Here is an 18,519-nt window from a genome sequence, read left to right as displayed (position 1 = left end):
AGCCGTACATCCGTATAGCGGAATAGCCGTACGACCATCGACGCCGCCGCCTCAGCACATCCGCAGCCCGTCCACGAACGCCTCCACTCCCTCGGCGCGGACCTGCGCGACGGCGTCGGTCGCCGGGCTCGTCCGGTCCCGCAGCCGCCGGGCCAGCGGTTCCAGCTCCTCAGCGGGTGCCACCGGGTCCCGGCGCAACGATGCGGTCGCCAGGTCCAGGGCGCGCCGGCCCCACTCCGTCAGCGGCACTCCGGTGACCTCGGCCGCCCAGCCGCGGGTCTGGACCTCGTCGGCGGCCGTACGGGCGTCCTGGAGCGACCAGCCACCGAACAGGTCACGGCAGCCCTCGGTGTCGCCCAGCCAGCCCAGCAGCGCGGCCAGCCACGCGAAGGTCTCCTCCCGGTTCATCGTGGGCAGGTGACGGATCTCGACGAAGGTGCCGCGTCCGCCCTCCCGGAGCACCGCCTCGCCCCGGCCGGCCGTCACCGCCTCCAACGCCTCGGCGACGCTGCACGCCTCGTCCAGCCGCATCCGGACCCGTACCGCCGGCCAGCAGAACACCAGACCGGACGCCAGGTCGGCGATGGTGCAGTGCAGGGTGCGCTTGGTGCCGTCCGGGTCGACGAACTCGGCCTGGCCCGCCTCGGCGAACTGCCATGTCGTCAGGTCGGGCAGCAGCGGGGTGTGCAGGGTGCCGTTCCGTGTGACCTCGAAGATCGGCAGCGCCCACGCCTCACGCATGTAGTCCGCCAGGCTGCCGTACAGGCGGCGGGGGTAGTGCAGGCGGTGGGCGAAGAACGGGTTGCTGTCGGACAGTTCCGTATAGCCGCGCAGCCGCAGGGAGTACCAGGGCTGCACCCGGCCGCCGAACACCGCGGAGTTGGCGCCCCACGCGAAGATCAGCGGCGTCATCTTGATGAGCGTGTTGCAGGCGTCGATCACCCGCGGCAGCGGGACGTCGACGTTGAACTGGACGGCGGCGAAGCCGGGCCAGGCGTCGCTGGCGTAGTGCCCCGGGGACCGCTCGGCCTGCGCCAGCCACAGGCCGTAGTGCGCCTTGTCGGCCAGGTACGGGCCGCCGAGCGTTTCGGTCAGCGGCTGGCAGCCGTGCGCGAGGGCGGACAGGTTCTCGGCCGCCAGGGCCGGGAACACCACGTCGTCGAGCGTGCGGTGCCAGGCCGCCTTGGCGGCGGCGAACCCCTCTTCCGGAGGCAGAGCCGTCTCGACCGTGCAGAAGCCGTAATCGTTGCCCACGTCCAGGGTCCCGTGGTCGCGCACCGACCGTGCGCCCACCAGCGCGCCGGTGGTGGCATCGCGGTAGGGCGTGAAGTCGGGTCGGACCGCGAGCCGTTCGAAGACGGCTTGCACGTCCGCGCGGCCGGCCGCGGCCCCCCGGCGGTCGACCACAGGCAGTTCTGACTCGATGCCGATCTTCATATTCCAAGCTCTCCGTCGGAAGAGGGGGCGTCGGTGGCGGGGCCACGCTAGGGCCCGGAACCGGACCCTCGCCGAACGCCGGGCCGCACTTCACGCTTTACGGTGAACTCCACCCCGTCCCCGATCTCCAGTACCTGGCTCTGCGCGTCCGGCACGTCGCCGACATGCCGCCGGTACGCGGCGATGACCTCGGCGTTCTTCTTCGGAACGAGGATGTTGTCGGCCACCACCAGGCCGCCCGGCCGCAGCGCCGACCAGCAGGCGTCGAAGTCCCGGACGTACAGCTCCTTCCAGTGGTCCAGGAGGACGAAGTCGACCGGGCCGGGCACGGTGGGGACGAGAGCGGGCGCCTCCAGCGCGGTCAGCTCGACGACGTCGGCGAGACCCGCCTCCGCCATGTTGTCCCGCTGCTCGGCCTGTTTCGCGGGGTCGACCTCGATGGAGTACAGGCGGCCGCCGGTGGCCCGCACCGCCTCGGCGAGCCAGAGCGTGGAATAGCCGACCGAGCCCCCGACCTCCACGACCGTACGCGCGGCCATCGCCCGGACCAGGGAGTTCAGAAACCGGCCGACATCCGGACCGACGTCGAGCATGAAGGAACCGGCACGTTCACGCAGGGCGGTACCACCCTGCGCACGCAGTGCCTCCAGCTCCCGCTGCTCCTTCAGGGAACGTTCCTCCAGCCTGTTCAGGACCGCCGCGAACCGGGCGTCCGGCCCCGGCACCACCCGACCCATCAGCCGATCCCGAAGAAACGGCGGGCGTTGTCGCACAGCAGCCGCCGCTTGGCCGTCTCGTCGATGTCCTTCCGATCGGACAGGGCGGTGACCGCGCCGGGGAACTTGGCGTCAAAGTGCGGGAAGTCACTGGCGAACAGCAGGTTCTCCGCCAGCCCCTGCTCGATCAGCATCGGCAGCAGCGGGTCTTCCGGCTCCACGCCCAGGTAGCACTGCCGCTTGAAGTAGGTGCTGGGCCGCTCGGGAAGCTGCGGCCGGTCCTTGGCGAACTGCTCGGCGTGATCGTCCATCCGGTTCAGCCAGAACGGGGCCCAGCCGGCCCCGCTCTCCATGAAGGCGAACCGCACTCCGGGGAAGCGCTCCAGGACGCCGCCGGTGATGAGCAGCATGACCGCCATCATGTGCTCGAAGGTGTGGCTGACGAGATGCCCCTGCATGGTGTCGTGGGTGCGTTCGGTCCCGATGCGGGGGATGCGTGCGACCCCGAACCCCTCGTGGAAGCAGACCGCCACGCCGTGTTCCTGGCAGAACTCCCACAGGAGGTCGTAGACCGGGTCGTCGATGTTGGTGCCGGCCACCGTGTTGGGCCGCAGGATGACGGTGCGTACGCCCTGCTCCAGGGCCCGGCGCGCCTCGTCCACGGCCAGCACGAGGTCGTGCTGCGGCAGTGCCGCGACCGGGAAGAGCCGCTCCCGGTCCTCGGCGCAGTAGGCCAGGGCCCAGTCGTTGTACGCCTTGGCGACCTCGTACGCGAAGGCGGAGCTGCGCAGGGCCGGGAGCAGCCCGAGCACCTTGGACGGGAAGATGTAGGCGCGGCTGATGCCTTCCCGATCCATGGCGGTGAGCCGGTCCTTGGGATCCAGGCCGCCGCGCTGGAGAGCGCCGAGCACGTCCACGGCGGCCGGGTCGTCGGACTTCCAGCTCCCGGGGGTGTAGGTGGCGCCCTGGGCGGTGCCGAACCAGGCGGCCTGGGTGGGCCGGCCGTGGAAGGTGGACGAGGGCCGTTCGATGACCCGGCCCTCGGCCGTCAGCCGGTCGTCCCGGTAGGAGGGCATCCAGGCGGCGTACTTCTCGGGCAGTCTCCCCCGCCACCAGTCGTCGGAGTCGGGGAGCACGATGTGGCTGTCCGCGTCAATGACGGGGTAGTCACGGTGAGCGACCATGTACCACTCCTTCAGGAAACCCCGGAAAGGTCTGTCGGTCGGCGCACACGGCCCACGGACCCGCACACACACGCCGGTCCGGACGCCGGTTCCCGGGCCGGTGACCGCTCACCCGCCCGAGTACAGCTTTCGTCCCCCATCGATACTTCGGACCATTGTTCCCGCCCCGCGGGAATAGGGAAGGGGGGCCACCCGACCAATGAGGTAACAGGAGGACTCCCCCACCACTCCCGTACCGGGCGGCCTCTTCCGTGTCGGACGCTCCATGGGACCCCACGTCGATCAGCGGCCCTTAACCCGAATGCCCGTCACTCGTTCGACGGCAATAATTCCCCTGCCGCAGGAATCATCTTCAGACTATTTACTGCGGGGAATGGCGTACTCGTCGGACTCCGAACTCATAAGGAGAGTCATGCGTACACGAACCGCTGTCACGGCTGGCGCACTCGCCGTCCTGATCACGCTGGGAACTGCGGGGATAGCCGCAGGCGATGCCGCGGCGCCCGACAGCCGCGCCTCCCGAACGCTTCACATGAGCGATGCCCCGCCGGCCCCGGACGAACACGAGTGGAAGGAAGGCTCGTACAGCTCCAGGTATGCCTGCGTCAAACGCGGGGACTGGGGCGTGCAGAACGGGAAGTGGAAGAAGTACAAGTGCGTGAACTACCCCCACTGGGCGTATACCGAGCTGTGGGTCCGGGCATAGCGAACCCAAGGTCCGTCTGAGCCCGGACAGGGGCAGCCGCTGACCCCGCCGGACCGGGCGCGGCCGCAGGGCGGCGGAACGCCGAACACGCCCGCTGAGGCGCCCTCTTCGCGGCCATCGTCCACGCTGGTCAGCGGCTGCGCCTGGGCGGACGCCCAGGCCCGAGCCCCGCGAGTTCGTGTCAAAAATGGACCCCGCTGGATTCCGCTGGGCTGCTAGCCTTCTGGAGGCCGTGCGAGAGATTGAGGAGGTGGTACCCGTGAACGCAGTATCGACATGGGTGCTTCCCTCCGGGGTCACGGTCGGGCGATAGGTCGTCCGGGAGCGCCGTTCACGAGCTCTCCCGAAAGGCACGATCATGCAGTTCACTTCCGAACAGCGCCTCGACGACGGCGTCCTCGAACGCGAATTCATCCTCGGCGAGATCCCCGGCACCCTGTGGACTCCTGGATCCGCACCGGCTCCGCTGGTCCTGATGGCTCACAACAACGGCCTGCCCAGGACGGCGTCCCGGCTGGTGGCCCGGGCCCGGCAGTCCGCGGCGTACGGCTACGCGGTGGCCACCATCGACGCCCCCGGGTGCGGTGACCGGCCCCGTTCCGCCGCCGACGAGCAGGCCCGCGCCGACCTCCGACGGGCGGTGCAGTCCGGTGAGCCGGCCGACGAGATCTTCGAGTCCTTCATCGGTCCGCTGGTCGACAAGGCGGTCCCGGAATGGCGGACCACCCTGGACGCCCTCCTTTCGCTGCCCGGGATCGGCGGCCCGGTCGGGTACTCGGGGTGGACCGCCGTCGGCATCCGGCTGGCGGTGGCCGAGCCCCGCATCGCGGCCGCCGGTTTCTTCGCCGGGGGTTACGTGCCCCGCGCCCAGCGCGAGGAGGCCCGACACGTCACCATTCCGCTGCTGTTCCTGCTGCAGTGGGGCGACGAAGGGAACCCCCGCCAGCGGGCCCTGGACCTGTTCGACGCCTTCGGCACCAAGGAGAAGACGCTGCACGCCAATATGGGCGGGCACACCGGTACCCCGTGGTTCGAGGTGGAAGACGGGAACCGGTTCTTCGACCGGCACCTGAAGTGAGGCCGGGCGGACAGAAGGCCGGCAGCAGGCGATAGGCGATGCACAACCGCCTCGATCGGGATCGTAACGGCCGTACTGGCGGTATCGGCTGGTCGGGGCGGCGGCGGCCGGCAGGGCGTGGCATGGCTGGGGCGTCCAACCGGTCGCCGACTGGGCCCGCGAACGCCTCACCGACTGGACCGCAGGCCCCGCATGACCCTGACGTTTCCACGGCCGCCGGCTTCGGCGTCCACGCAACCGCCCGCATCTCGGCAGCCTCCAGGGGCGGCACCACCGTCCTGCCCGTCCTCGACGGCGACGGGCCCTTCGAACTGCGGTGCCTCCGTTCCCGGAGCACCGAAGCACGCGTATGTGTCATCGGTGCCATGAGCGCGCCCCTCGGCGGTGACCGGCTGCGTATCGAAGCCACCGCCCAGCAGGGCGCCACGTTGCACATCACCTCCGCCGCCGCGACCCTCGCCCTACGGGGCGCCACCCCGGAACACGCCACCTACGACATCCTCCTGACCGTCGCCGACAACGCGGAACTCCGCTGGGCTCCCAAGCCCCTGATTTGCACAGCCGGCAGCAACTTGCGGCAGACCTGGGCTGTCGACCTCGCCCCCACCGCACGGCTTGTACTGCGCGACCGGACGACGGCCACGGACTCCTCGCCCCGCTCGCCGGGCCCGCCACCCTCGGCACCGCCGCCGCACCGGACGGCCGCCACCTGCGCCGCCTCCTCGATACAGCACAGGCCACTGCCACCTTCCGGGACGGATGTGGCCAGGTCGCCATCGACATGTCGACAGCGCCGAAGACACGCCCTCGAAGCCGCCTCCCAAGAGCGGAGCACTCATAACATCGGTCGGGATCTTCCGATTCAGCGCCGCCCCGTCACACGATGACCGTCCAGAGAGGACCTTTCGTGCATCGTTGGCTTTCCGAAGGACGTCGAACGGTGCTGGGCCTGGTCATCGCGGCGTGCGCGGCGGTGGTCCTGCCCAACGACAGCGTGGCGCGGATTTCGGCGATAGACGTCGGCGTGCTCGTACTTTTCGCCTATCTGCTCCCCTACCTCGCGATCACCTTGGCCGCCTTTCTGACCACCGCTCCGGAACAGATTCGCTCCTGGGCGCATCGCGAAGCTCGCGGCACATTCATGCAGCGCTACGTCCTCGGGACCGCACCCGGACCAGGTGCGTCGCTCTTCATCGCGGCCGCCGCGCTGGTGGTGGCCGTGGTGTGGCTGCCCGGCCATGTCAGCACCACATTCTCCGCCCTCCCCCGCTCGCTGGTGGCTCTCGCCCTTGTCGTCGTCGCCTGGATCTGCGTGGTCGTGGCTTTCGCGGTCACCTTCCAGGCCGACAACCTGGTGGAGCACGAGCGGGCTCTTGATTTCCCCGGAGGGGAGCCCCCGGCCTGGGCCGATTACGTCTATTTCGCCTTGGCGGCAATGACGACATTCGGCACCACCGACGTCAAGGTGACCTCACGGGACATGCGACGGACGGTGGCCGCGAACACGGTCATCGCGTTCGTCTTCAACACCGTCACGGTGGCGAGCCTGGTCACCGTACTGGGCAGCCGCTAGGTCAGGCCGGCGTCGTGGACCAGGAGGGCCAACCGCTCCCGCCGGCTCAGTCTGGTCAGCGCGGTCCGGGCGTGGTGTCGCCGGGCGTCGGGTCCGGTGGCGTTCAGGTGCGCGATGAGTTGCGCACGCGGCGACCGCGGCGGCCACCTCGGTACCGTCCGAGGCCTCCCCCACCAGGCGCACGTCGGCCGTGCCGCCCAGCATGACGGCCAGCCCGGCACGGACCAGTGGATCGTCGTCGACGATCAGGAGGCGGACCGGGGCGGTCAGCGTGGCCACGGCAGCCAGGCCGGCGCCCGGAACGTGCCGGCCGTGGACCCGATGACCGGCAGGCGTACGAGCGCGTCGAACGCCCGAACCCGCCCCGGTCGGCGGGATGGGACACCAGCGGGTGACGGGACACCAGCGGGTACGCACTCGGCCACCGGCACGGTCATGCTCTACCTCACGCTGTACCGGGCCCTTCGGGCCGGTCGGCCTGCTCAGGCCCTGTTCGGCAGCGCCTTCGGTCTCCTCGGCATCGGGCGATGGCCGCCGGAGCCCTCCTTCTCGGCCTGGCCATGGGCCCCGGCCGGCCACTCGGGCGGACGGCGGCGTGGGTGAGCCGCTCGCTCGGCGCCACGGCTCTCGCAGCCGGGATCGTCGTCACCGTCATCGAGCCCGCGTCCTCGGCGGCCGCACTCGGCATCCTGGCCCTGGTCGGCTTTCGCCTGGTTCCGGGCTGGAAGACGTACCGGCTGTCCGCCTGCCCTGAGCCGAATCGTGCGGGAGCGGCGCCCTCCGGCAACGGCTGACATGGTGAGCTGAGTCCGCAACCGGGTAGCGCGCGACTGCCCGTACGGGCGTGGGAACTCCCGCTGCCCGGTTACGGACTCAGCTCTCCCCGTCGGAGAACCGCTGTGCGAGGTCGCGATGCCGGTCCGCGGCCAGCTTCCCCTGGGCCGGGCTGATGGTCGAGCCCAGCATGCGGCTCAAGCGTTCGACGTCCTCCGCGAAGCGCAGGTGCGCGCGCCGCGCATGCTCACGGCAGGCGAGGCAGGTGACGCGGTCCGGACGCGGTGAGGTCATCGCATACGGCACCCGCAGCCCGCATCCCGTGGTGACGAGGCTCGGCAGGTCGCCGACCAGGCCGAACGTGGATGCCATGATGGTGCGGGCAGCGGCGTAGTCGTGGACCGCCTTCACTTCGACATGGATGTGCGGATCGTTTCCGCCCATGGGCCCTCCTTGCTCCGGCGATCGGACAGATCAAGGCCGGGCAGGACATACCAAGTCTCTCGGTCCGCCGGCTTGGGAGTTGCCGCCCCCATCGGCCCCCGCTCACAGCAAACCCAAATCCCGGGCGCGCAATGCGGCCTGGGTGCGGTCGCGCAGGGCGAGGCGGCCGAGGATGCGGGAGACGTGGTTCTTCACGGTGCCCTCGCTGAGGTAGAGCTGCGCGGCGATCTCCCGGTTGGTCCTGCCTCGGGCCACGAGTCGCAGGATGTCGATCTCGCGCGGGCTGAGGGCGACGGCCGGCCCTGCCCCGGCACCCCGGGAGGGCAGGGAGGCGGCGAGGTGGCGGGTCACGGAGGCGTCGAGTTGGGTGACGCCCGCGTGCGCGAGCCGGACCGCGTGGGCGAGTTCGCCGGCCGGCAGGTCCTTGAGCAGGTAGCCGCAGGCGCCCGCGCGCAGCGCCTGGACGACGTACTCCTCGTCGTCGAACGTCGTCAGCATCACCGCCCGGCACTCGGGCGCCTCGCCGCGCAGGACGGCGACCGCCTCGACGCCGTCCATCCCGGGCATCCGGACGTCCATCAGCACGATGTCCGGGCGTAGTTCGAGCACCTTCGCGACGGCTTCGCGGCCGTCCACCGCCGTGCCGACGACCGTGGACGGCCGGCCGGATGGACAGCAGCGAGGCGATGCCGTCCCGGATGAGTCGCTGGTCGTCCACGACGAGTACGCGTACCGGCGCCGCCTCCTCGCTCATGTCACGCCTTCCTCGCCGTGGTCTCGCGGCACCGTCACCGTCAGCCGGGTGCCCCTGCCCGGGCCGCTGTCGAGGTCCACGCTTCCGCCCACCAGGTGCACCCGCTCCCGCATCCCGAGCAGCCCGAACCCGGTGGCGGTTCCGTCCGGGGTGCAGCCGCGGCCGTCGTCGGAAACCTCAAGGCGTGCCATGTGTTCGGTCAGGTGAACCGCCACCGTCACCCGCGAGGCCCGCGCGTGGCGGCGCGCGTTGGTGAGGCCTTCCTGTGCGGCCCGGTAGAGCGCGGTCAGCTGCGCCGGTCCGTAGCCCTCCTCGGAGCCGTCCACCCGCACGGTGACGTGGGGCCGGGCCTCGCCGTCGCGTGCCAGGCCCGCGAGCTTCACCCTCAGCGGCTTGAGCGCCTCCTCGTCCCGCAGGGCCCGCACGGACTGCCGTACGTCGCCCAGCGCGCGCTTCACCGACCGTCGTGCCTCGTCGACCGCTCGCTGGGCGGAGTCGGGCTCCAGGGCCCGGAACTCGGAGGAGATCTCCAACTGTATGGAGACGGCGGTGAGGTGGTGTCCGAGGCTGTCGTGGATGTCTCGCGCGAGACGGTTGCGCTCGGCCGCCGCGGAGAGTTCCGCGACCTGCGCGGCGTACTGTTCCAGGGCGCGCCGACCCCGTTGTTCGCCGATGGCGACGGCCGCCGTGGAGAGCGCGAGGATGAGACCGACGCAGAGCATCAGCAGGTCGGAGACGCGCTCCGCTTCGCGGTACCAGCCAGGCGCGGTCACCACGTATCCGGTGAGGAGTCCGGCCACGCACAGCGCCGCCAGGGCGAGTGCTGTGCAGCGTCCGAAGACGAAGTAGGCGGTGAACGGCAGCAGCACGAAGAGGGTGCGGGCCAGGCCTGATGCGTCGAGGGCGACCACGACCGCGATCAGAACGCCCCGAGCGAGCAGCGGCAGGCACGCCCGGACGGGGATCCCACGCCGCGCCACGGCCTCCAAGGTGGCCAGCGCCGCGAGCCCCGTGACGAACCCCGCCGTGCGCCACAGCGGCGGGCCGGGGGCGAGGCCAGCCACCGCGTAGTAGAGACCGCCGACGAGCACCGCGGCGTACAGCGCGGGCGGCACCCACGGCACCGGTACGTACGCTGCCATGCGCCCACCCCCTCCCGCACGCCGCCCAGGCTAGGCGGGCAGCCGCCGGGGGGCGAGGGCCCGCGGCGGCCGCAGGCGGAAGTGGCCGAGCGGTACGTGCCGGCCAGCCGTGCGGCAGCGGCGGGGCGGGTGTCTTCCGGCGGAGGGTCTCGCCGTCCTTCACCTGCCGCGGGCGGCCGCGGCTGCCTAGCGTTCTCGGCCCCGGCTCACGGGGCTCCACGCCGGGGCCGTCCTTCGACATCCAGGAGTGCCCTCATGCCCACCACCTTGTCCGACCGGGCCGCCCGTATCGGGACGCTGTCCGGCGCGCTGGCCGGCCTGCTCATCGCCCTGCCCGCACTCGTCGAGATCTTCACCGGGGAGACCGCGGCGACCAGCTTCTTCCTCGCTCTGTCCCCCGCGTTCGCGCTGCCGTTGCTGACCGCGCTGCACCGGCGCCAGAGCGCGGTCACGGGCCGCTTCGGGGAGACGGCCTACGCCGTCAACCTCATCGGTCTCGGCCTGTTCGGCGGCGCCGCGTTCGCCTCGAACCTCGTACTGTTCTACTTCGACGAGGCGGTCGTCGATAAGGCCCTGACGGGCCCCACGGTTCCCGCGCTCATCGGCTCCGCGGCCGTCTTCGCCGTGGGCTGCGCCCTGTTCGGGGCGGCGATGCTCCGTGCCCGGGTGTTTCCGCGCGTCTCGTCATGGGCGTACGCGACAGCGCTTCCCCTCTTCGCGTTCCTGACCGCCGGGCCCGGCTCCGCGCTGACCGGCGCCCTGCACATCGTGGTCGGCGCCACCCTGGCCTGTCTCGCATCCGCCCTGTGGCGGTCCACCTGGACGGCGGCCCCACGGGCGGGCACTCTCGCCGGACGCCGGTGAGGCGCGTTGGGTGCTCCCGCGTGCCAGTTGCTCCCGTGTGCGTGCCGGATGCTCCCGCGCTGCGCGTCCGGCACCGCGCCGATCCGTCGCATCGGTGGCTGACGTCCAGGTCCGTACGCGGGTGGCCGGGGCGGGGGCGAGGTCTATCCGGAAGCCGCCCGACGGCGGAGTACGGCGTGCCGCGCCTCCCAGGTGGCCAAGCGGCTGCCGAACGGTGCGTAGTCGATCTCCAGAGCGGTGAAATGGGGCTCGACCAGGGCGAGAAAGGTCTGTTCGGCCATACGCGAGGGGCCGCGCGCCACGCAGCGCTCCACGTCCACGGTGGTGGCGCTCGCGCCCACGTGGATCCAGAGGCCTCCCGGGAGGCAGACACGCGCCATCGCCGCGACGAAGTGACGCCTGTCCGGCGTCTGCGGTATGGCATGCAGTACGCCCCGCTCCAGTACCACCGGAAACCGGCCGAGCGCCGGTGGTACGTGGGTGACGTCGGCGATCGCGAACCGGGCGGACAGCGTCTCGGGGGTGCGGGCGCGGGCCAGTTCGATCGCGCGTGACGAGAAGTCGCATCCGGTGGCCTGGTATCCGTGCTCGGCGAGCCAGCGTGCGGTGGCGCCCAGCCCGCATCCCACGTCGATCACTTCCGCGGGCGGCGGCGCGTGGCGGGCGAGCAGGCGGGCAAGGGGCGCGGTGGGCGGCTCGTCCCACACCGGGTCGCCGAATTGATAGGTCAGGTCCCATTCCCGCGCCGTCATGGTCTTCATGTCCCGTGGCTTTCCCATTGCGGGATGTTCTGTTTGTTCTTGCGAGCGGTCAAGACCGGCGTGCGGGGCCGCACCGTTCGGAAGCGGAGTGCGTGCTACGGGAAGGCATTTCGGGTTTCGCCTGGGGCCACCGGGTCACCGTCAGCCGGTCATGAATGGATACGGCAAACCCGCGGCTCCTTCGTAGTTGTGACCTCCGGCGGCTCGGAATACCGTGGGCCGGGAGCCGCTCCGGCTACGCGCACGCGGTGCGACTCGGAATCGGCGCGAAACCGATCTTCCATCCGACCATCAACAATCTGCCATGCTCCCATCAGGGAGGGGTCATGACCGCTCTGCACCCCGAAGCGACCGTCGAGGATGAATTCTCGGAGCTCGACGAGCTGGAAGTGATTGATTCCAAGGAACTGAAGCTCGGCGGCGCTTATCACGCCTATGCCTATATCGTGGCGGAGGACATCTACGAGACCGCCGATTGAGGTCCGTCCCGTTTCGGCGGGTCGAGAGCGGTTCTGGCCCGGTCGTTCCCGGGGTTCCGCGCTGCGTCACGCAGCCACGCGGAGCGCACCTTGATGTACGGCCGTCCGTCGGGCAAGGAGGTGGGTCGTGCCGCGCGTACCGGCGGTGGACGGTGCCCCCGTCGACGTACTCCTCCTCTTCCCGCCGCAGACCGAGGCCAGGTTCTTTCCGTATCTGAGCCTGCCCTATCTGACCGGCCACCTGCGGCGCAAAGGCCGGCGTGTGCACCAGGCCGACCTCAACATCGCCCTGCTGCATGAACTGCTGCGCGCTCCAGGGCTGCTGGAGGCCGCGGTGCACGGCCAGGGCTGTGACGGTATGAGCGGCTGGTACCGCAGGGAGACCGCCCGTACCGTCGACCGGTACCTCCATGAGATCCGCGCACATGTCATGCGGAAGTCGTCAACGGGCGAGCTCGGCACCGCCCGGTCGGTGCGGCTCGCCCGGCAGGCGCACGAACTGTTCGTACGGGGCACCTTCCTGACCTCGACCTGGCGCGACCTCGAAGAGCTCGACGATGCGGTGCGGCGGGCGGCGGATCTGCCGCCCGCCGCGTCCGGGCCCGCGGTGGAGGTGCTTCACCGGCTGGTGGACGAGCTGCTGTCCCGCCATCCGCCGCGTGTGGTCGGGCTGTCGGTGGCGTTCTTCAGCCAGCTCGGGCCCGCCCTGCTGATCGCCGCCTGGATCAGGAGACTCCGCCCGCGCGTCAAGATCTGTCTGGGTGGGCAGCAGGTGATGCTCCGCGACGCGGACCTCGCGGATCTGCCCGGCCTCCGCCGTACGGTCGACGCACTGTGCTGGACCGCCGGGGAAGAACCACTCGAACGCTGGCTCGACGCCCTCGACGGAACGATTCCCCCGGCCGCGGTGCCCGGCATGACCTGGTTGCCGCGCTCGGGGGCCGCCGACCGCTCCCGCCGGATGCCGAGCCTGCGTTTCCACGACCTCGGGCCGCCCGACCACCTCGGCCTGCCGGTCCGCTCGTACCTCAACGAGGGCATGGAAGCGGCGATCGTCTCCTGCGTCGGCTGCTACTGGGGGCGGTGCGTGTTCTGCGCGTACGGCAACCGGTCACTGCGGCCCGGCACCTACCAGCAGGCCACTGTGCGGCAGGTCGCCGACGCGGTCGAGAGGGTGGTCCGCGACACGGGGACGCGGTCCGTGGCGATCGTGGACGAGAACACCAACCTGCGCCTGATCTCGAAGGCGATGCGCGTGGTGCGCGAGCGTGGCGTGCGGGTGCGGTTCGGGGTGCGCAGCCGGCTGGAGTCCAGCCTGGCCGACCCGGCGTTCTGCCGGGCGCTGGCCGACGTGGGCTGCGCGATGATCGCCGTCGGGTACGAGGGGAACTCGCAGCGCCTGCTCGACCTGATGGACCGAGGCGTACGCGCGGCCGACTATCAGCGGATCGTGGACAACGTCACCGGGGCGGGGATCACCCTGCGGTTCTCGGTGATGGGGCACGTCCTGGACGAGCGACCGGAGGAGTTCGAGGAGTCGTTGCGGTTCCTGGTCGCCAACGAGCGGCACCTCGGCATCGACGCGCTCGAACTCATGGTGCCCGAACCGGGCAGCAGGCTCGCACAGGCCCCGGAGCGCTTCGGGCTCTCACTGGACACTTCGGGCCGACTGGCCGGGAATCCCGAACTGAGCTACCTCGCCGGCCGGGTCGGCTACCCGCTGACGGTCCACGGCGGTCCGACGCGCACCGAAGCCCTCGCCCGCCTGGAGCGGGTCTTCCAGGTGGTGCGGCCCGGCCGGGTGAGCGCCGTTCACCCGCCGTCGCTCCGCGCGGCCGATCGCGGCGGCTCCCACCCGGCCGACGCCGCGCGGCCGCATCCGTGGGTACGTACCGTGCCCGCGCATCTCGACGCGGTGCCCGGCCGCATCGTGCTCGCCGACCTGGTGTGGGAGCAGTTCTACGCGCTGCCGCGCCGCGATGTCGAACAGCGCCCCGACGGCCTGCTCACGGCCTGCACCGCCCGTGGACAGCGGCTGCTGACGCGTCTGGTGGACGTCTCGGCCGCCGAGCCGTACCCGGCGGTGGGCGCGGCAGCGGCCGCCCGGTGCATCAGGAGGCCAACGTGACCGCACCCTCCCCCACCGCCGCAGGCACCGCGTCGACGCACCGGCTGGGCCTCGGTGTCCTCGTGGACATGCCGTGGTCCGGCAAGGGCACCGGCGGGCGTGGTGCCGGCTTCGTCGACACGGACGACGGTGGCGACATCCACCCCCGGCTGCGGGCCTTCTTCCGACGCCACGGCGGTGACTTCGGCTACGCGGCCCACTCCTTCCAGCCACGCTCCCGTGCTCTCCCCCGGGCAGTGGACTACATCCGCGCCTACGACCGGTTCGGGCAGGCACTGCCGGCCGGCCTTCCCCGGGCCTTCCACCACACCGAGCTCAACATGGGCACCCCCGAGCGCTATGACCGCCGGCCGGCCGCCGAGTTCGCCAATGAGCTGCACGCCCGGTACGGCTTCGCCTGGGTGGTGGAGGACCTGGGGATCTGGAGTCTGCGCGGCTGTCCGCTGCCGTATCCGCTGCCGCCGCCGCTGACCGGCCCCGGGCTGGAGATCGCCACCCGTAACGCGGCCGAGGCCGCGCGGCTCCTGGTGCCGCCGCTGCATGTCGAGTTCCCCGGCTTCACCGAGGGCGGCTCATTCGCGCTGGGCGGCCTCGACGCGTTCGCGTACTTCGCCAGGCTGGCCGACGACGCCGATGTGTGGGTGACGCTGGACGTCGGCCACCTGCTCAGTTACCAGTGGCTGTGCGGCCGCACCGGCCGGCACATGTTCGACGGGCTGGAGGCGCTGCCGCTGCGCCGCTGCCGTGAACTCCACCTGTCAGGCTGCCAGATCGTCAACGGAAGGTTCCGCGATCTGCACCACGGCGTGCTCCTCGACGAGCAGATCGACCTCACCGCCCATCTGCTGGCCCGGTGTCCGCAGCTCACCGGCGTCACCTACGAAGACCCGGTGTTCCGGGAGGACGGCCGGCTGGTGGAGAAGTCCCGGCGCAATTACGACCGGCTCAAGGCGCTGGTCGCCGAGTGGCAGGGTGAGCGGCAGGGACAGGGGGCCCCATGAGGACGTCACCCGGCCCGCAGCTGGACGGTCAGCAGCTCACCGACCTGCTGATGCGGCTGCTGCTGGACGAACGTCTCCGGCAACGCCTGGCCGCCGAGGGCGCCGCGGCGGTCGCCTCGGGAGCCGGTGAGCTGGAATGCCTGGAAACGGTCGACCTCGCCGAGCTCGACAGTGCCGCCCGCCAGTTCCGCACCGCGATCTGGAAGCTGGGCGGGAACGGCGGCCTCGCCTCCGCGTTCCCGCGCAGCCTGCGTATCCTCGCGGCGGCGGGTGTCACGGACGCGGAACTGCTCACCGGGTTCCTCCGCTCCGAGGAGTTCGGCGGGTTCCGGCTCGTTCCCTACGCCGGGCGCGGACTGTCCGTCGAGGAGGCGTTCGCCTCGTATCTGCTCGGCTTCGTCGCCGCGCACCGGGACCGGCTCGCGAGCGCGGGCATGGACACGCCCGTCGTACTGTGCGAGACCCTCACGCACGAACTGTTGACGGCCCTGTTCACGGCGCTGGTCTGCGAGCAGCCGCTGTCGTTCGACATCGCCGCCGAGGCAATCGTCACGACCGGCCGGGGCCATGCGGCCCTGCGCCGGTATACGCCCCGCTCCGTCGCCTCCTGGGCGCACCGTCCGACGGCCGCCGCCCGGCGGGAGAACGGGGAGCCGGTGGCCTACGCGTACTTCGCCACACCCGCCGGGGTCACGCGCGGAGCCGTCTCCGCGCAGATCGCCGCGGCATTCGAGACCACCCCATCGGCCGAGGGCGACGCCGCCCGCCACGCGCTGTCCCGGCGCGGGCTCTGGTGAGGCGGCCGCCCACGTCGGCGCGCCCGCCGGACGGCCTCGGCGAGAAAGGGAACGGACTGTCATGCGCATCGTGTTGGTGGACATGCCGTGGTCGGCGATCGACGCCCCGTCGCTGGCTCTGGGCATCCTCAAACGCCGGGTCCTCGACGTCTTCCCGGACGCCTGGATCGACGTCGTGCATGCCAACCTCGATTATGTCGACTGGCTGACGGTACGCACCGGCTTGACGTTCGAGGAGTACGACTTCTGCGCCGGCTCGTACTTCTCCGGACACAGTGAGTGGATCTTCTCGGCCGCCCTCAACGAGTCCCCCCGCTGGAACGTCACGGAGTTCACCGAGTCGCTGGGCGAGCGAGTGCCCGAGCACCTGCTCGCCAAGGCCCGGGAACTGCATGAACTCGCCCCGCTGTTCGTGCGGGACACCGCCGCCGGGATCGCCGCCGCCGCGCCCGACGTCGTCGGCTTCACCACGACGTTCGCGCAGAACGCCGCCGCCCTCGCCACCGCCCGCGCGGTCAAGGCCCACGCTCCGCACGCCCTGACCGTGTTCGGCGGCGCGAACTGCGACGGCCCGCAGGGCGCGGCACTGCACCGCAACTTCCCGTTCGTCGACTTCGTCGTACGCGGCGAGGGCGAGGCGACGTTCCCCCAGCTGCTGGCCGCGCTCCGGGACGGCGGCGACCTCTCGGGGGTCTCCGGACTGTGCTGGCGGGACACCGGCGGCCGCTGCGTCGCCAACCCCATGGAGGCCAAACCCCTGCCTCCGGCGGCGCTGGTCACCCCCGAGTACGGTGACTACTTCGACCGCCACGCGCGGTCCACCGCGGGCAGCTGGGTGGAGCCCCGCCTCGTGGTGGAGGGCGCGCGCGGGTGCTGGTGGGGCGAGAAACACCACTGCACGTTCTGCGGGCTCAACGGTTCGTTCATGGAGTTCCGCAGCAAGAATCCGCAGCGGTTCGTCGACGAGATCCTCGGTCTGGTCGAGCGGTACCGCATCCTCGACGTGTGGGTCACCGACAACATCCTCGACATGGCCTACCTCACCTCGATGGCGCCCCGGCTCCAGGAGTCCGGCCACGACCTGCGGCTGTGCTACGAGATCAAGTCGAATTTGCGGCGCGAACAGCTCCGGACGCTGCACGCGGCCGGCATCGGCTACATCCAGGCCGGTGTGGAGAACCTCAGCAGCCGGGTGCTGAAGATCATGGACAAGGGCGTGACCGGCTGCCAGAACGTCCGGCTGCTGCGTGACGCGGAGACCGTCGGCATGAACCTGAACTGGAACTACCTCTACGGCTTCCCCGGCGAATCGGAGGAGGACTACGACGGGATCTGCGACCAGGTCCCCGCCCTGCACCACCTCACCCCGCCCTTCAACGCCACCCGCATCAAGGTCGAACGCTTCAGCCCCTACTTCGACCGCCCCGAACTCGGCTTCGACACCTTGCGCCCCGCCTCCCACTACCACCACATCTACAACCTGCCCGAGTCCGAACTCGCCGACCTGGTCTACCTCTTCGACTCCCCCAAACGCGGCATCCCCCCGTCCTGCCTGGCCCGCCTGAAGCAGGCCGTGAGCGGCTGGAAGGACGCCTATGTGCACTGCCGTCTGACCCACTGCGACCTCGGAGACCGCATCGTCCTCGTCGACACCCGCCCCGGCTTCACCTGGCACCTCCTCGACCTGACGGACCCGCTGGAGATGACCGTCTTCCGCCTCCTCGACATGCCGCACTCCCCCGCCTCCGTGCTGCACAAGGCCGCTGCCCGGCACGCGGACGCGACCGAGAGCCGGATCGGTGAACTCCTCGCCCGCTGGCGCCGTCTCGGCCTCGTCTTCACCGACGGCGGCCAGTACATCCATGTCGCGCCGGCGGTCGCCAACCAGGATCTGATGCGCCTGGACGGCAGCCGCCTGCACAGCGCCGAGCCCCTCGCCCCGGCCCTCGCCGCCGGAGGAATCCGATGAGCCCGCTCGCCACCCGGGCTCCCGCGCCGGTGACCCTGGCCGTATGGAAGGAACGCGACCCGGCGGCCAGGGACATTCCGGGGGTGTACGCGGGCACCGTCGACCTGATCGGCGATCAGGTGAGCGCCGTCGCGGACCTCGCCGCCCACCACGTCCAGTTCGCCCGGCTCCCCCGGACCGTCGATCTGACGGATCGCGACGGCGCCGCCGCGGTGACGGCCCTGGCCGCCGTCCGCGAACTCACCGCTTTCGGCATCGCCGTCGACTGGACGCTGCGCCTGCCCGGAGCCCGTACCGGGGCCGGGGCCGGCACATCGGATGACTGGCAGCCGCTCAGCCACCTCCACCCGCCCACCGCCGTGTTCCGTGACGGCTCCGGCGGCTCCGGTGCTTTCAGCGGCTCCGGTGACGACATCGCCGTCCAATGGCGCGACTCGTTCCACGCGGCGAAGTGCGGATACCGCCGCGGCCCCGGTTTCATCGAGATCCGCGACCGTCGCAGCGGCTCGTTCAAGCGCCTCGTCATCCGTACGCACCAGCACGACCAGCTGATCCAGGCCCTGCTGCGCGGCCTGCCGGAAACCGGCGTGCCCCCTTCGGTCGTCGCGCGGTATCTGCCACCCGGCCTGATCCACCGGGCGGGACGCTTCCTGTGGTGGACGCCGTACCGGATCCGCCGCTGGCCGCTGAGCACCACCATTCCGTAGGCGGA

19 protein-coding genes and 1 pseudogene are annotated in these 18,519 nt (G+C 71.1%); 12 read left to right on the top strand and 8 right to left on the bottom strand.

The features are described from left to right. Positions 1-51: 51 nt before the first annotated feature. Genes ACZ53K_RS20235 through ACZ53K_RS20225 form a run of 3 tightly spaced genes read right to left on the bottom strand, consistent with a single transcriptional unit; the run spans position 52 to position 3,337 of the window. Complete coding sequence (locus ACZ53K_RS20235; RefSeq protein WP_468838215.1) at positions 52-1,437, bottom strand: glutamate-cysteine ligase family protein; 1,386 nt, start codon at positions 1,435-1,437, stop codon at positions 52-54. A gap of 47 nt (positions 1,438-1,484) precedes the next feature. Next, positions 1,485-2,174, bottom strand: coding sequence for an O-methyltransferase (locus tag ACZ53K_RS20230; protein WP_468838211.1), 690 nt, complete (start codon positions 2,172-2,174; stop codon positions 1,485-1,487). Further along, on the bottom strand, positions 2,174-3,337 hold the full coding sequence (locus tag ACZ53K_RS20225) for an amidohydrolase family protein (protein ID WP_468838208.1): 1,164 nt from the start codon (positions 3,335-3,337) through the stop codon (positions 2,174-2,176). Before ACZ53K_RS20225 ends, ACZ53K_RS20230 begins: the two co-directional genes overlap by 1 nt. A 532-nt stretch (positions 3,338-3,869) precedes the next feature. On the opposite strand from ACZ53K_RS20225, the gene ACZ53K_RS20220 reads away from it, so the two are divergent. The 4 genes from ACZ53K_RS20220 (at position 3,870) to ACZ53K_RS20205 (ending at position 6,694) form a co-directional block, all read left to right on the top strand. Next, entirely contained in the window at positions 3,870-4,043 is a 174-nt protein-coding gene (locus ACZ53K_RS20220) for a hypothetical protein (RefSeq protein ID WP_468838205.1), read from the top strand. Between the two features lie 358 nt (positions 4,044-4,401). Then, positions 4,402-5,121 carry a dienelactone hydrolase family protein gene (locus ACZ53K_RS20215; RefSeq protein ID WP_468838203.1) on the top strand — a complete coding sequence of 240 codons (720 nt, stop codon included), beginning with the start codon at positions 4,402-4,404 and terminating at the stop codon, positions 5,119-5,121. Positions 5,122-5,159: 38 nt separating this feature from the next. Then, positions 5,160-6,008, top strand: a complete 849-nt coding sequence (locus ACZ53K_RS20210; RefSeq protein ID WP_468838200.1) for an urease accessory protein UreD — start codon at positions 5,160-5,162, stop codon at positions 6,006-6,008. Beyond that, positions 6,005-6,694: a DUF1345 domain-containing protein gene (locus tag ACZ53K_RS20205; RefSeq protein WP_468838197.1), complete on the top strand. Its 690-nt coding sequence runs from the start codon at positions 6,005-6,007 to the stop codon at positions 6,692-6,694. Before ACZ53K_RS20210 ends, ACZ53K_RS20205 begins: the two co-directional genes overlap by 4 nt. 132 nt (positions 6,695-6,826) lie before the next feature. Here ACZ53K_RS20205 and ACZ53K_RS20200 read toward each other — a convergent pair. Further along, a pseudogene (locus ACZ53K_RS20200) lies at positions 6,827-6,964 on the bottom strand (DNA-binding response regulator); the annotation flags it as partial. Positions 6,965-7,221: 257 nt separating this feature from the next. On the opposite strand from ACZ53K_RS20200, the gene ACZ53K_RS20195 reads away from it, so the two are divergent. Beyond that, complete coding sequence (locus ACZ53K_RS20195) at positions 7,222-7,488, top strand: hypothetical protein (protein WP_468838194.1); 267 nt, start codon at positions 7,222-7,224, stop codon at positions 7,486-7,488. A 79-nt stretch (positions 7,489-7,567) separates the two neighbouring features. On the opposite strand, the gene ACZ53K_RS20190 is transcribed toward ACZ53K_RS20195, so the two are convergent. From ACZ53K_RS20190 to ACZ53K_RS20180, 3 genes are all read right to left on the bottom strand, one after another. Then, positions 7,568-7,912, bottom strand: coding sequence for a hypothetical protein (locus ACZ53K_RS20190; RefSeq protein ID WP_468838191.1), 345 nt, complete (start codon positions 7,910-7,912; stop codon positions 7,568-7,570). Between the two features lie 102 nt (positions 7,913-8,014). Next, positions 8,015-8,548: a response regulator gene (locus ACZ53K_RS20185; protein WP_468838188.1), complete on the bottom strand. Its 534-nt coding sequence runs from the start codon at positions 8,546-8,548 to the stop codon at positions 8,015-8,017. Between the two features lie 114 nt (positions 8,549-8,662). Beyond that, the gene (locus tag ACZ53K_RS20180; protein WP_468838185.1) at positions 8,663-9,808 is read right to left on the bottom strand and encodes a sensor histidine kinase; all 1,146 of its coding nucleotides are present in this window, start codon (positions 9,806-9,808) and stop codon (positions 8,663-8,665) included. A 255-nt stretch (positions 9,809-10,063) separates the two neighbouring features. Between ACZ53K_RS20180 and ACZ53K_RS20175 the strand changes: the two genes are divergently transcribed. Further along, a complete protein-coding gene (locus ACZ53K_RS20175) occupies positions 10,064-10,672 on the top strand; it encodes a hypothetical protein (protein ID WP_468838183.1) in 609 nt (202 codons plus the stop codon). 143 nt (positions 10,673-10,815) lie between these two features. Here the strand turns inward: ACZ53K_RS20175 and ACZ53K_RS20170 are convergent, their stop codons facing one another. Continuing rightward, positions 10,816-11,451 (bottom strand): class I SAM-dependent methyltransferase, encoded by a 636-nt coding sequence (locus ACZ53K_RS20170; protein ID WP_468838181.1) that lies wholly within the window; start codon positions 11,449-11,451, stop codon positions 10,816-10,818. 308 nt (positions 11,452-11,759) lie between these two features. Between ACZ53K_RS20170 and ACZ53K_RS20165 the strand changes: the two genes are divergently transcribed. The 6 genes from ACZ53K_RS20165 to ACZ53K_RS20140 all read left to right on the top strand — a co-directional run bounded on the left by ACZ53K_RS20165 (position 11,760) and on the right by ACZ53K_RS20140 (position 18,514). Next, positions 11,760-11,912, top strand: a complete 153-nt coding sequence (locus ACZ53K_RS20165) for a hypothetical protein (RefSeq protein ID WP_468838178.1) — start codon at positions 11,760-11,762, stop codon at positions 11,910-11,912. 127 nt (positions 11,913-12,039) lie between these two features. Continuing rightward, positions 12,040-14,040, top strand: a complete 2,001-nt coding sequence (locus tag ACZ53K_RS20160; RefSeq protein WP_468838176.1) for a B12-binding domain-containing radical SAM protein — start codon at positions 12,040-12,042, stop codon at positions 14,038-14,040. Beyond that, complete coding sequence (locus ACZ53K_RS20155) at positions 14,037-15,041, top strand: multinuclear nonheme iron-dependent oxidase (RefSeq protein WP_468838173.1); 1,005 nt, start codon at positions 14,037-14,039, stop codon at positions 15,039-15,041. Before ACZ53K_RS20160 ends, ACZ53K_RS20155 begins: the two co-directional genes overlap by 4 nt. Continuing rightward, entirely contained in the window at positions 15,038-15,838 is an 801-nt protein-coding gene (locus ACZ53K_RS20150; protein WP_468838170.1) for a hypothetical protein, read from the top strand. Before ACZ53K_RS20155 ends, ACZ53K_RS20150 begins: the two co-directional genes overlap by 4 nt. A gap of 61 nt (positions 15,839-15,899) precedes the next feature. Further along, positions 15,900-17,807: a RiPP maturation radical SAM C-methyltransferase gene (locus ACZ53K_RS20145; RefSeq protein WP_468838168.1), complete on the top strand. Its 1,908-nt coding sequence runs from the start codon at positions 15,900-15,902 to the stop codon at positions 17,805-17,807. Beyond that, on the top strand, positions 17,804-18,514 hold the full coding sequence (locus ACZ53K_RS20140; protein ID WP_468838165.1) for a DUF5825 family protein: 711 nt from the start codon (positions 17,804-17,806) through the stop codon (positions 18,512-18,514). Before ACZ53K_RS20145 ends, ACZ53K_RS20140 begins: the two co-directional genes overlap by 4 nt. The last annotated feature ends 5 nt before the right edge of the window (positions 18,515-18,519 follow it).

The sequence above is a fragment of the Streptomyces sp. NPDC033221 genome, assembly GCF_055577005.1.
The sequence above is the reverse complement of the archived record's forward strand: the minus strand, read 5'-3'. Positions and strand labels throughout refer to the sequence as shown.

What these genes read in the sequence shown, in the direction of transcription:
- ACZ53K_RS20235 (WP_468838215.1), bottom strand. Translation starts at nt 1,437, where the DNA reads ATGAAGATCGGCATCGAGTCAGAACTGCCTGTGGTCGACCGCCGGGGG.
- ACZ53K_RS20230 (WP_468838211.1), bottom strand. Translation starts at nt 2,174, where the DNA reads ATGGGTCGGGTGGTGCCGGGGCCGGACGCCCGGTTCGCGGCGGTCCTG.
- ACZ53K_RS20225 (WP_468838208.1), bottom strand. Translation starts at nt 3,337, where the DNA reads ATGGTCGCTCACCGTGACTACCCCGTCATTGACGCGGACAGCCACATC.
- ACZ53K_RS20220 (WP_468838205.1), top strand. Translation starts at nt 3,870, where the DNA reads ATGAGCGATGCCCCGCCGGCCCCGGACGAACACGAGTGGAAGGAAGGC.
- ACZ53K_RS20215 (WP_468838203.1), top strand. Translation starts at nt 4,402, where the DNA reads ATGCAGTTCACTTCCGAACAGCGCCTCGACGACGGCGTCCTCGAACGC.
- ACZ53K_RS20210 (WP_468838200.1), top strand. Translation starts at nt 5,160, where the DNA reads ATGCACAACCGCCTCGATCGGGATCGTAACGGCCGTACTGGCGGTATC.
- ACZ53K_RS20205 (WP_468838197.1), top strand. Translation starts at nt 6,005, where the DNA reads ATGACCGTCCAGAGAGGACCTTTCGTGCATCGTTGGCTTTCCGAAGGA.
- ACZ53K_RS20195 (WP_468838194.1), top strand. Translation starts at nt 7,222, where the DNA reads ATGGCCGCCGGAGCCCTCCTTCTCGGCCTGGCCATGGGCCCCGGCCGG.
- ACZ53K_RS20190 (WP_468838191.1), bottom strand. Translation starts at nt 7,912, where the DNA reads ATGGGCGGAAACGATCCGCACATCCATGTCGAAGTGAAGGCGGTCCAC.
- ACZ53K_RS20180 (WP_468838185.1), bottom strand. Translation starts at nt 9,808, where the DNA reads ATGGCAGCGTACGTACCGGTGCCGTGGGTGCCGCCCGCGCTGTACGCC.
- ACZ53K_RS20175 (WP_468838183.1), top strand. Translation starts at nt 10,064, where the DNA reads ATGCCCACCACCTTGTCCGACCGGGCCGCCCGTATCGGGACGCTGTCC.
- ACZ53K_RS20170 (WP_468838181.1), bottom strand. Translation starts at nt 11,451, where the DNA reads ATGGGAAAGCCACGGGACATGAAGACCATGACGGCGCGGGAATGGGAC.
- ACZ53K_RS20165 (WP_468838178.1), top strand. Translation starts at nt 11,760, where the DNA reads ATGACCGCTCTGCACCCCGAAGCGACCGTCGAGGATGAATTCTCGGAG.
- ACZ53K_RS20150 (WP_468838170.1), top strand. Translation starts at nt 15,038, where the DNA reads ATGAGGACGTCACCCGGCCCGCAGCTGGACGGTCAGCAGCTCACCGAC.
- ACZ53K_RS20145 (WP_468838168.1), top strand. Translation starts at nt 15,900, where the DNA reads ATGCGCATCGTGTTGGTGGACATGCCGTGGTCGGCGATCGACGCCCCG.
- ACZ53K_RS20140 (WP_468838165.1), top strand. Translation starts at nt 17,804, where the DNA reads ATGAGCCCGCTCGCCACCCGGGCTCCCGCGCCGGTGACCCTGGCCGTA.